Below are 10,812 nucleotides of genomic sequence, written 5' to 3' on the forward strand. Positions count from 1 at the left end.
CCTACAAGTTGATTTACCAAAACGGCATGAATCAACATTTACAGCTTTACCAAAACTTTTTCAGCAAAAGTTGCTCGCTGAGGTTGGGATTTTAAGGGAATTTTAATAATAAACTCAGTACCCATCCCAACCTCGGAAGTGCAGCGCAAATAACCTTCATGGCTTTGAATAATTTGATAAGAAATTGCCAAACCCAGACCTGTACCATAACCGATAGGTTTAGTCGTATAAAATGGATCGTAAATTTTAGCGATCGCCTCAGCATCTATGCCACTGCCATTATCAGCAATGTGAATCTGCACCCACTCGCCGTCAACCATAAGCGTGCTGATACGAATTGTTAGCCGTTGGCAATGGGCATATTGCAAGCGATCGGGTAAATTTTTCCCCCAACAGTCTTTTTTGACCGAATGCTTCTGCACCGCCATCTGTTCTAAAGCATCAATCGCATTAGAACAAATATTCATAAATACTTGGTTGAGCTGTCCGGCGTAGCATTCCAAATCTGGCAAATTTCCATAGTCTTTAATCACTTGGATAGCCGGACGGTATGGCTGTTCTTTCAGGCGGTGCTGCAAAAGCATTAAAGTGCTGTCGATACCTTCATGAATATTTACCTTTTTCATATCGGCTTCGTCTAAGCGGGAGAAGGTGCGTAAAGATTTAACAATATCTTTGATGCGCTCGGCTCCAATTTTAATCGAACTAAAAATTTTTTGCAAGTCTTCTAAAATAAAGTCGAGTTCGATGCTGTTAATCTTGTCAGCAATTTCCGGTGGAGGAGTAGGGTAATAAACTTGATAAAATTTAATCAATCCCAAGATCTCTTGAATGTATTCCCGGGCCGGAATCAGATTGCCATAGATGAAGTTAACGGGGTTATTGATTTCGTGAGCGACTCCAGCTACCATTTGCCCCAAAGAAGACATTTTTTCAGTTTGCACGAGTTGGGTTTGGGCACTTGTGAGTTGTTGTAGAGTATTTTCGAGCTGCTGAGTTTGTTTTAACAGTTTAGCTTCAGAATGTCGCAATGAATTTTCAGCCAAGGAGCGATCGCGATTTTCCTGTTGCAAAAGCTCGTTAGCAACCTTTAAAGCTTGCGTCCTTTCAATAACTCGCTTTTCCAACTCCAGCATTAATTGAGAGAGTGCTTCCTGAGCTTGCTTGCGATCGCCCACCTCATTTTGTAAAGCCAAATTTGCCGCCGCCAATCGAGCGGGACTGGGGATAGCCAAGATTTTTGGGATTAGTTCCACCAGCACTGCTGCTGTGGATAGCGAAACTAGCGCCGTAATCGCTTTCAGAAAACCTGAAAACCAATAATTAGGATGCCACAGCGTCCATATTTCCATAATGTGGGTAATGCCACAGCAGACAATAAAAGAGCCAAACAACATGAAAACCCAGTCAAACGGCAGGTCTTTCCGCTTCTTGACAATATAAATCAGCGTGATGGGTATCGCAAAATAAGCGCAAGCAATCAAAGCATCAGACAAAATGTGCAGCCCCACTAATCCAGGCTTCCACAAATAGCAATGACCGTGAGGAATAAAATAGTTAGAAAACATTTTATGAACCATTTGTGTGAAATAAACTAGGTTATTTGCTAGCCAAGTTTAGGAAAAGGATATTGCCGGACGATTTCCCAACCATCCTGCAACCAAAAGTAAAATTAGACTTTTGGACTGAACACTTGTGATGAGTCGATGCAGCGATTTGAAACTACTTTTAATTAAATTAACATCAATCGATTAATATAGAGCGATGTCAACTGTCACATTCTTACTTTTAGCTTCACGACGAACTGTGACACCTACATGACATTTTGGCCAATTGCTTTGGAAAAACTCAGCGCTGCTACCTGAAAGCTAACCCCGCCAGCGTCTCTTGAAATTGGGTTGTGGCACTCAGCGACCACTCAGGCAACCGGGCAAATACCAGATTTAAGGGATGTCACGGATTTAACTCGCCGAAGAGAACCCTTCTCAAAAACCTGTAGATTCGGGTTGACTCTTCATTGGTGTCACATTTAGCCGCCAGGGACTTAAGTCCCTGCGGAAGGTTTAACTTTAGATTGACACCAACTCAGCTTTAAATTACATCACAAGTGATAATATCAACTATAAACTTACCGGCAATTGCCAATTATGACCATAGATGAGGTACTACAGCTAACTCGTGCGCAATCGCAAAAAGATTTACATCCCGTACAAGAAATCCTGCTCCGCCAAGTCTGGGAAGGAAAGACTTATACAAGCATCGCATCTGCCTCTCATTACGGAGAGCATTACCTGAGAAACATCGCCTCTGGCTTGTGGCAATCTCTCTCTGAAATCTTGCATATACCTATTAGTAAATCTAATTTTCGCTCCTCTCTAGAATCGCGTTCCTTAACCGCAGAGGAAGCAGAATTAATTGAAAAATTTACCTGCAGCCAATGCCTAGCAACACCTTTAGAATATCCCGGCTCTCCCGTACCCCTCGGTTCGCCATTTTATATCAATCACCCGCTAATTGAAGAACTAGCCTATCAAGAAATTGCCAAACCAGGGAGTGTTCTGCGGATAAAAGCTCCCAGGAAGATGGGTAAAAGTTCACTTTTGCTGCGAATTTTAGACCGCGCTAATTCTCTTGGCTACCGAACTGTAAGTTTGGATTTTCAGCAAGCTGAGGAAGCTGTTTTAGACAACCTCGATAAATTTTTACGGTGGTTTTGTGCCAACATCAGCAGGCATCTAGATTTTCCACCTTTATTAGATGATTTTTGGGATGAAGATATGGGCAGCAAAGTAAGCTGTACCATTTATTTGCAGCAATATATATTAACCAAAATAAATCGCCCTTTAGTCTTAGCTTTAAATGAAGTCAATAGAATTTTTGAGTATCCCAAAATTGCCCGAGAATTTTTGCCGCTGCTGCGAAGCTGGCATGAAGAAGCAAAGCGGAATAAAACCTTGGGAAAACTGCGGTTAATCGTCCTTCATTCCACAGAAATTTATATTCCTTTAAAGCTAACTGAATCGCCTTTTAATGTCGGTTTGCCGCTGCAATTGCCCTATTTTACAGAAGAGCAGATACTTGCTTTAGCACAGCGTTACCGACTCGATTGGACAGATAGCCCCGATGCCGAGCGACTGATGGCAATGGTGGGGGGACATCCTTATCTAGTGCGGCTCGCTTTTTACCATCTCTATCAAAAGGCTGTAACGCTAGATATGCTTTTGCAAGAAGCTCCCACCATAGGAGGAATTTATAAAGATTACTTGCGGAATTTTTGGGTGACATTGCAAGCAGATACTGAACTCGCAATTGCCCTTAAACAAGTGGTAAAATCTGAGCGCGGTCTGGAATTAGAGCCGATAGTAGCTTGTAAATTAGTGAGTATGGGGCTAATTCATATCGATAACAACCGCTGTACGCTAAGCTGCGAGTTGTACCGCCTGTATTTTGGTTCGCCAAACTTTATTTAGTGATTGCCTACCGTAAAAATCTGTGCTGCTGTTAAGTTTAAGTCTGGGAAGGCGAGGGATCGCACCACATTATCACCTCTAAATTGATTAACTACATACTCACCGTTGGATTATAATTCAGTAGGGATGGTGACAAAAATAACGCTCAGACTGCCTCTTTTTATACTCAACTTTCACTTTTAAACCAACCCGTAAACGGCATGACCGAGGTAACATACCAAATTGGTGGCAGTCTTGCCAGTGATGCCCCTACATACGTAGTGCGAAAAGCAGATGACCAACTCTATCAAGCCTTAAAAAACGGCGAGTTTTGTTACGTCCTCAACTCGCGGCAAATGGGCAAATCTTCGCTACTGGTACGCACCTTCCATCGATTGCAAGCAGAAGGATTTCAATGCAGTACGATCGACATGACCCGCATCGGCAGCGAAAATATCACTCCCTTACAATGGTATAAAGGAATTGTTGGGGATTTGTGGCGCAGTTTCAATCTGGTAGGAAAAGTTAATTTAAAAACTTGGTGGAAAGAAGAAGAAGTTTCCTTTTTGCAAAAATTGAGCTATTTTATTGAAGACATTTTGTTGACTCAATTTTCTGAAGACAAAATTTTTATATTGGTCGATGAAATTGATAGCATTCTGGGGTTAGATTTTGCGGTAGATGATTTTTTTGCTTTGCTTAGGTATTGTTACAATCAGCGAGCGATTAATCCAGAGTATAACCGCATTACTTTTGCAATTTTTGGAGTAGCCACGCCAAGCGATTTAATTGCAGACAAAAAGCGAACTCCTTTTAATATCGGTCGTGCTATAGATTTGCAGGGTTTTGAACTGCACGAAGCCCAACTATTAGTTAAGGGATTAGAGAGTGCCGTCAGTAATCCTCATACCGTTCTCAAACAAATATTAGCTTGGACTTCAGGACAGCCATTTCTCACCCATAAAATTTGCTATTTGGCGTATAGATCCAGCCTAGAAACGGCGGGAGGATTAGTAAATATTCCCCCTGGAGCCGAGGCATTTTGGGTGGATAGTTTAGTACGATCGCAAATCATCGATAAATGGGAATCGCAAGACGAGCCGGAGCATTTAAAAACGATAGGCGATCGCATCCTGAGAAACGAACAACGCGCCGGAAGATTACTCGGCATTTACCAGCAAATCTTACAAGACGTGGAAGTGCCAACCGATGACAGCCGAGAACAAATCGAACTATTGCTATCGGGTTTAGTGGTAAAGAATGCAGGCTATTTGCAGGTAAAAAATAGAATTTATCAAGAAGTATTTAATATAGAATGGGTAGAGAAACAATTAGGGCAACTGCGTTCTTACTCCCAATCTTTCGATGCTTGGGTCGCTGCCAAACAAACAGATGATTCGCGCCTTTTGAGGAGACAAGCCTTAAAAGATGCTCAAATCTGGATGCAGGGAAAAAGTTTGAGCGATTTAGACTATCAGTTTTTAGCAGCTAGCGCCGAACTCGACAAGCAAGAAATGCAACTAACCTTAGAAGCAGAAAGGTTAAAAGAAGTCGAAAAAAATGCCAGACGGCAAAAGTGGTTTATTGCTGCACTCTCTTTGGCATTAGCGATCGCCCTCTTTCTCGGAACAACTGCTTTTTGGCAATATCGTCGAGCTACATTGAGTGAGGTAGAAGCGATCGCCACCTCCTCCGAAGCCCTCTTCACCTTAGAGCAAAAATTAGACAGCCTCATCGCCGCCATCAAAGCCAAGCGCAAACTGCAACAACTCGGCAGCGCAAATCCCGAACTAGAAAAGCGCGTGCAATTATTACTAGAGCAGGCAGTTTATGGAGCTTCCGAGTTCAACCGCTTATCAGGACATCAGGCGACACTGTATAGATTAGCAATCAGTCCCGACGCTGGGACAATTGCCTCTGCAAGTACAGATAACGAGGTCAAACTCTGGCAGCGAGATGGAACCCTGATTGCGACTCTTCCCCACAACGGTATAGTGTGGAGGATGGCTTTTAGCCCCGACAGCAAACTCCTCGCTTGCGCCAGTGGAGATGGCACACTTAAAGTTTGGCAGCAACAGGGAACGTCTTGGTCGGGTCCCAAACTCCTACACACCCTTGAGGGACACAGTAAGGAGTTTAACGGTGTGGCGTTCAGTCCAGATGGCGAGACTTTAGCTGCATCCGGTGAGAATAACACCGTTAAACTCTGGGACAAAAACGGCAATTTATTAACCATTCTCGATCGCACCGATGCGGTGAGGAGTCTTAGCTTTAGCCCCGACGGGGAAATGCTCGTTAGCGCAAGTGCCGAGGGTACGATCCGATTGTGGAAAAAAGACGGCTTATTCTGGGCCTCCGTAAAGTTACTGCGAGCGTTTCAAGGGCATAGCGCTGCGATATGGGAGGTCGAGTTCAGTCCTGACAGCAAGATATTTGCCTCCGCCAGCATGGATAAAACTGTTAAACTTTGGCCCTCCCATGCCCCGTCAGACGAAGAGTTACAGCCCCTGCGAACCCTTAAAGGTCACGCATCTGGCGTTGAAAGTCTAGATTTCAGTCCTGACGGTGAGATTATCGCCACAGCCAGTGGCGATCGCACAATCAAATTTTGGAACAAAGACGGCAAAGATCTGAGAACTTTTGCAGGACATCGGGGTGCAGTATGGAATATCGATTTCAGTCCTGACGGCAAATCAATTGCTTCGCTGGCTATAGGAAATACTGTCAAACTTTGGCAGCCGAAAAACATTTTTTTCTTGCCCCTGCTAGGTCACGACGCTGCTGTTTATAGAGCTGCTTTCGCTGCTGACGGTAAAATCGTCGCCACAGCCAGTACAGACGGCACGGTGAAACTTTGGCGCGTCGATGGCACGTTGCTGAAAACGCTTCAGGAGGGTACAGGGGGGCTTTGGGATGTGGCATTCAGTCCTGACGGTAAACTCATTGCTTCAGGGGGTGAAAAAACAGTTAAACTCTGGCACAAGGATGGCAGATTTCTCTCAGAAATCAACGCCCACAAAGGTGTAGTTTACGGAATTACTTGGAGTCCGGACGGTAAAATTATTGCCTCCGCAAGCTCAGACGGCACGGTGAAACTCTGGCAGCCAGACGGCGTGTTAGTGCGAACTCTGAAGCTAGATGGCAGCGCCTTCTGGAGTGTGGCCTTTAGCCCTGATGGAAAAGCTTTAGCTGCCGTCGGTAGCAGCGGTACTCTCGCTATCTGGAAGCCCGATGGCACTTTGTTGCAGGCGATTGATGCCCATCAGGCTATGAGTATGGGGGTCAGTTTCAGTCCCGATGGCAAGACTCTAGCCTCAGCCAGTACAGATGGCACCGCCAAACTCTGGAAATTAGATGCCTTATCGACTCTTATTGACACCTCAGTTCCTCACTCTTCACAGCTTCTGCGAACGCTTAAAGGTCACGCACAGGGAGTGCAGGGAGTTTCCTTTAGCCCGGATGGTGAAATCGTCGCTACGGCAAGTCTGGATAACACGGTGAAACTCTGGAATAAAAATGGCATCTTGCTGAGGACGCTCACGGGACATAGAGGTTTGGTGACAAAAGTTTCCTTCAGTCCCGACGGCACTTTCCTTGTCTCCGCCAGCCATGACCAAACGGCGATTTTGTGGGACGTGAAGCGAATTCTCAATACAGACCCCCTGGCTTATGGTTGCGACTGGGTGCGGGATTATCTGCGGACAAATGCCGATGTGAAGGAGGAGGATAGACATTTGTGCGATGCAGTGGGCGATCGTTAAATTCTCCGAAACAATTAACTATCAATTATGAAAGATTACTCTTACCAAATTGGTGGCAGTCTCACAACTGATGCGCCTACTTATGTCGAACGCCAAGCAGATATCGAACTTTATCAAGCCTTAAAACGAGGCGAGTTTTGCTACATTCTCAATTCGCGGCAAATGGGCAAATCTTCCCTTCTCGTTCGCACCTTCCACCGATTGCAAGCAGAAGGTTTTCAATGCAGCGCGATCGACATGACCCGCATCGGTAGCGAAAACATTACTCCTTTACAGTGGTATAAAGGCATCGTTGGGGATTTGTGGCGCAGTTTCCATCTTGTAGGAAAAGTTAATTTAAAAACCTGGTGGCAAGAACAAGAAGAAGTTTCTCTCGTGCAAAGATTGAGTCAGTTTATTGAAGATATTTTATTGACCCGATTTGCGGAGGAGCGAATTTTTATATTTGTCGATGAAATTGATAGTATTCTCAGTTTAGATTTTCCAGTAGATGACTTTTTCGCATTGATTCGTTATTGTTACAACCAACGAGCTATTAATTCAGAATACAACCGGATTACCTTCGCGATTTTCGGAGTAGCTACACCCAGCGATTTAATCGCCGATAAAAATCGGACACCTTTTAATATCGGACAAGCGATCGATTTGTCAGGATTTAGCTTAGAAGAAGCGCAACCATTAGCGAAAGGTTTAGAAAATGTCATAGCCAATCCGCAGGCAGTTCTCAAAGAAATCTTAGATTGGACGGGAGGACAGCCATTTTTAACGCAAAAAATATGTGAATTAGTAGTAAAAATGGCGGGGTCAGCCCACAGCGGTGATTTAAAAATACCACCGGGAACGGAGGGTTTCTTTGTGGAATCATTGGTGAGAGAAAACATCATCAATAAATGGGAATCGCAAGATGAGCCAGAGCATTTAAAGACAATCCGCGATCGCATTATTGGCAACGAACAACTCACTGCACGTAGCTTAGGTATCTATCAAAACCTCTTACAATGTGGTGAAATTGAAGCGGATGATAGTCGAGAGCAGATCGAACTGCTGCTATCAGGTTTGGTAGTAAAACAACAAGGTTGTTTACAGGTAACTAACCCGATTTATCAAGCAGTTTTTCACCTACAATGGGTAGAAAAACAGTTAGAGAAACTGCGTCCTTATTCGCAAGCTTTTAACGCTTGGATCGCTTCAAAACAAACCGATGAATCACGATTGTTGCGCGGACAATCGCTAAAAGACGCTTCCTACTGGGCCCAGGGAAAAAGTTTGAGCGATTTGGATTATCACTTTTTAGCGGCTTCTGGTGAATTAGACAGGCTGGAAGTGCAGCAAGCACTGGAAGCAGCGAGGCTTAGAGAAGTTGAAGCCAGACTCACAGAAGAACGCAAGCGGTTAGTTTTAGAGCGAGAGACAGCGAAGCGGCAGCGAAGATTTCTTGGGGCGCTCAGCGGAGCGCTAATAGTTGCGATCGCCTTTGGCATTCTTGCTCTCTGGCAATATCATTACGCCATCACCAGTGAGCAGCAAGCCCGCATCAGCGAAATTCAAGCCCTCACCTCCTCATCGGCAGGGCAATTCGCATCCCAACAGCGATTAGATGCCATCGTGAGCGCCATCAAAGCCAGACGCAGGATCGACAGCCTAGCTAATTCCAGTCCCCAGTTGCCATCTCAAGTTCAACAAGTGCTGCAACAAGCCATCTATGGAACGGCAGAATTCAATCGCCTGTTGGGTCATTCCAGCCCGGTTCTGGCAGTTGATGTCAGCCCAGACGGTCAACTCATCGCCACCGGAGGCGGCGACCAAACAGCCAAAATCTGGCAACGGGATGGCACCTTGCTGCACACTCTCCAACACACGATCAGCAGCGTCTACGCCCTTCGTTTTAGTCCCGACAGCCAGCGCCTGGTAACATCCAGCGTGGACGGCAACATTTATCTGTGGAGTCGGGAAGGCAAACTGCTCAAAACCTTTCAGGGACACAAGGCTGCCATATGGGCGATCGCCGTGAGTCCAGACGGTGAGCGCATCGCCTCCGCCAGTGAAGACAGCACCATTCGCCTGTGGAGTGCCGATGGCAAACCGCTCAAAACCCTCAGCGGACATCAAGGTGCAGTTTGGGGTGTTGCCTTTAGCCCGGATGGAAACCTGCTCGCCTCTAGCAGCACTGATAATACTGTCAAGGTTTGGACTCTAGATGGCGAACTGGTGAGCACTCTGGAAGGTCACAGCACCACCGTTTGGGACGTTGAGTTCGCTTTACTTGCAGACAATAGCGGCGTAAAACGTCCCGCCATTATCTCTGCCAGCGCTGACAACACTGTCAAACTCTGGCAACCCGATGGAACCCTGCTACGAACTCTTAGCGGTCACAGTTCGGAAGTGTTTGAAGTCGCCGTCAGCACAGCAGGTGATATGATTGCTTCCGCCAGCGCCGACCAAACTATCAACCTCTGGAAGCCGGACGGGACAATTTTGAAAGTCCTTAAAGGGCATCAATCGGGAATTCGAGGCGTTACCTTTATTCCCAACAGTCAAATGGTTGTCTCTGCTAGCGACGACAATACCGCTCGACTCTGGAATCCGACAAACCCCTTCTCGAAAGTCCTTTACGGACATGGCGGCACGATTTGGGATGTGGATTTCTCCCCCGAAGGTCAGATGCTAGCTTCCGCCTGTTCCGATGGCAGTTTCAAACTCTGGGCGCGAGACGGCACGTTGCTGAAGTCTTTTGCCACAGATAAGGCTGCCGTTCGCTCTGTTGCTTTCCTCTCTGGTGCTAGCTTTGCCAATCCTGCGATCGCACCTTTCCTTGCTACCGCTAGTGAAGATAAAACAATTAAATTCTGGCAGTTCGACGGGACATTACTGAAAACCATAACAGGTCATGAAGCTGGAGTTTGGGATATCTCCCCAAGTCCAGATGGCCGGCTACTGGCTTCTGCTAGCAACGATAAAACTGTGAAACTGTGGAACAAGGACGGCACTTTGCTGAAAACTTTCACAGGGCATCGGGCCAGGGTTTACGATGTGGACTTTACCCCTGACGGACAGAGGCTGCTTTCAGCCAGTAGCGACAGCACTGCTCGGTTGTGGAGTGTTGACGGTAGGTTTTTCAAGACTCTAGAGGGTCATCGCAGCCCTGTTTGGGAAGTTGCCATCAGTCCAAACGGTCGCACTTTGGCAACTGCCAGCAGGGATGACACGATTAAACTCTGGACGATCGATGGCACGTTGCTCAAAACCCTCAAGGGAAATACCAGAGGCATGATGGCAGTTGATTTCAGTCCTAATGGTCAAATGCTGGTGGGGGGAGGCTCAACTGGCGCACTCAAACTTTGGAAGGCAGACGGGACAGAAATAACGACGCTAACCGGACATGAAGGGAACGTTTGGGGAGTTGCGTTTAGTCCTGATGGCAAACAAATTGCCTCAGCCGGGGACGATCGCACTGTGATTTTATGGGATCTAGAGCGTATTCTCAAACTCGATGAACTGGGTTATGCGTGCGATCGCGTCCGGGATTATTTGCGAACAAATGCCGATGTGAAGGAGGAGGATAGACATTTGTGCGATGCCGTGGGCGATCGCTAAATAATCAT

General features: G+C 46.1%; 4 protein-coding genes. 3 read left to right on the plus strand and 1 reads right to left on the minus strand.

Annotated features, from left to right (window positions below):
* Window positions 1-38 precede the first annotated feature (38 nt).
* Window positions 39-1,568: a sensor histidine kinase gene (locus tag QUA01_RS19720; RefSeq protein WP_333092145.1), complete on the minus strand. Its 1,530-nt coding sequence runs from the start codon at window positions 1,566-1,568 to the stop codon at window positions 39-41.
* Window positions 1,569-2,147: 579 nt separating this feature from the next.
* Here QUA01_RS19720 and QUA01_RS19725 point away from each other — a divergent pair.
* From QUA01_RS19725 to QUA01_RS19740, 3 genes are all read left to right on the plus strand, one after another.
* Window positions 2,148-3,470 carry an AAA-like domain-containing protein gene (locus QUA01_RS19725; protein WP_333092144.1) on the plus strand — a complete coding sequence of 441 codons (1,323 nt, stop codon included), beginning with the start codon at window positions 2,148-2,150 and terminating at the stop codon, window positions 3,468-3,470.
* A 200-nt stretch (window positions 3,471-3,670) separates the two neighbouring features.
* Window positions 3,671-7,210 (plus strand): AAA-like domain-containing protein, encoded by a 3,540-nt coding sequence (locus QUA01_RS19735; RefSeq protein ID WP_333092142.1) that lies wholly within the window; start codon window positions 3,671-3,673, stop codon window positions 7,208-7,210.
* Between the two features lie 27 nt (window positions 7,211-7,237).
* The gene (locus tag QUA01_RS19740) at window positions 7,238-10,804 is read left to right on the plus strand and encodes an AAA-like domain-containing protein (RefSeq protein ID WP_333092140.1); all 3,567 of its coding nucleotides are present in this window, start codon (window positions 7,238-7,240) and stop codon (window positions 10,802-10,804) included.
* The last annotated feature ends 8 nt before the right edge of the window (window positions 10,805-10,812 follow it).

This window comes from Microcoleus sp. S36a_B3 (genome assembly GCF_036700745.1).
Lineage (GTDB): Bacteria > Cyanobacteriota > Cyanobacteriia > Cyanobacteriales > Microcoleaceae > Microcoleus.

Coding starts and splice junctions, on each gene's coding strand:
- QUA01_RS19720 (WP_333092145.1), bottom strand. CDS start 1,568: ATGTTTTCTAACTATTTTATTCCTCACGGTCATTGCTATTTGTGGAAG.
- QUA01_RS19725 (WP_333092144.1), top strand. CDS start 2,148: ATGACCATAGATGAGGTACTACAGCTAACTCGTGCGCAATCGCAAAAA.
- QUA01_RS19735 (WP_333092142.1), top strand. CDS start 3,671: ATGACCGAGGTAACATACCAAATTGGTGGCAGTCTTGCCAGTGATGCC.
- QUA01_RS19740 (WP_333092140.1), top strand. CDS start 7,238: ATGAAAGATTACTCTTACCAAATTGGTGGCAGTCTCACAACTGATGCG.